The following is a 1,429-nucleotide window of genomic DNA, read 5'->3' on the forward strand; positions in this document are numbered from 1 at the left end:
TATGCAGCACAAAGCGGATAGCGTACTCGATGCGGCGCACGAATTTGTAAACACTTCCCCTGTTCCGCTTGATGTGCTGTTCTTCGACCTGCCCGGAACCGTGAACACGCCCGGAATTCTGAAAGCATTGGCAGGTATGCACCACATTTTCACGCCCATCACGGCAGACCGTGTGGTAATGGAAAGTACGCTCATCTTCACACAGCTTTTACAGGATGTAATTATGAAAAAAGGCGAAACTTCCATACAAAGCATTAACCTGTTTTGGAACCAGGTGGACGGCAGGGAAAGCACGCCCTTATATGACGTGTATAATCAGCTTATCGGGCAACTGGGGTTAAGCCTGATGCAAAGCCAAATCAAGAACAGCACCCGTTTTCGCAAGGAAAGTGAAGTGGACAGCAAAACAGTTTTCCGTTCTACGATAATGCCACCCGATGAGCGTTTGATGAAAGCCTGCCAGTTAGACCTGTTCATCAGCGAATTTTTAAACATCATTCAATCGTAGTGCTATGGAAAAAGATAATAAACGTAAAGTTACGCCGGACATTAACGAAGAGCTGATGATGAACCTGATGGTAGACGGCGTTAAAAAGGACGGTTTGCAGCTACCGCCTGAACCTGCCGAAGAGCAGGAAAAGGAAGAAATACAAAACGAGGTAAGGCAGGATGAATTACCACAAAGCAAACCTGTACAAAGGGAAAGAAACCGTACCAAGAAGAGCCTTGACGGAAGCTACGGCGAACACTTTTTGAAAACCCATTCGATGACAAAGCGGGGCGATAAAAGTATCTATATCCGGCAGGAATACCACGAACGGCTATCCCGTATTGTACAGGTAATCGGTAAAGATGCTATACCCCTGTATGCCTATCTCGATAACATACTGGAACATCATTTTGAAATGTTTGAAAAAGCCATTACCGATGATTTCAACGAAAAGTTTAAACCCATTTTTTAAAGCATCTGATTATGGAAATAGTAATTGTGATTTGCCTGCTGATAGTCATTGTCCTGCTTTTGCAGGATAAGATTGTAATTCATAAAAGGTCGGAGCAAAAGTCCAAACAGGAAAAAGTTAACCCGAACCTGCCCGATATTATGGGGCAACCCAAGCCAGTAAGAAGCCTTTCAGTGCCAAACACTGCCAATGACAGCCAAATACAGGAACCAGAGATAAATCCTGATAATTTAGACATTGAATACGACGAGAATGAAGACGTTAATATTCAAATTCCGCAGGAAGAGCTGGATGAAGTTTTCAGTAATATGCCTGATTTGGAGGAAGAAGAAGAAGAATGGAACAGGTACGGAATATCCGGAGGCGATGACAGTCTTGCCCAAGGGGTTACCTATGACGAACTAAGCTCCGTAGGGGCATTGCTCCAAAAAGAGAATTTGGAACAGGCTCAAAAGGAAACAGCGGTA

Annotated in this window: 3 protein-coding genes; all 3 read left to right on the forward strand. The window is 44.1% G+C overall.

Annotated elements, in window-relative coordinates; genetic code table 11:
* Positions 1-508: P-loop NTPase family protein (locus tag BGP15_RS17935; protein WP_286770358.1), on the forward strand; the 508-nt coding region annotated here is incomplete at its 5' end.
* A 4-nt stretch (positions 509-512) separates the two neighbouring features.
* Positions 513-962 carry a DUF3408 domain-containing protein gene (locus tag BGP15_RS17940; protein WP_013632628.1) on the forward strand — a complete coding sequence of 150 codons (450 nt, stop codon included), beginning with the start codon at positions 513-515 and terminating at the stop codon, positions 960-962.
* Positions 963-973: 11 nt separating this feature from the next.
* Positions 974-1,429, forward strand: a 456-nt coding sequence (locus BGP15_RS17945; RefSeq protein ID WP_286770359.1) for a conjugal transfer protein TraD, incomplete at its 3' end; no start/stop codon positions are given.

The sequence above is a fragment of the Sphingobacterium sp. 40-24 genome, from assembly GCF_001899705.1.
Lineage (GTDB): Bacteria > Bacteroidota > Bacteroidia > Sphingobacteriales > Sphingobacteriaceae > Sphingobacterium > Sphingobacterium multivorum.

Excerpts from the sequence above, each read along its gene's own strand:
- BGP15_RS17940 (WP_013632628.1), top strand. The coding sequence starts at position 513 with ATGGAAAAAGATAATAAACGTAAAGTTACGCCGGACATTAACGAAGAG.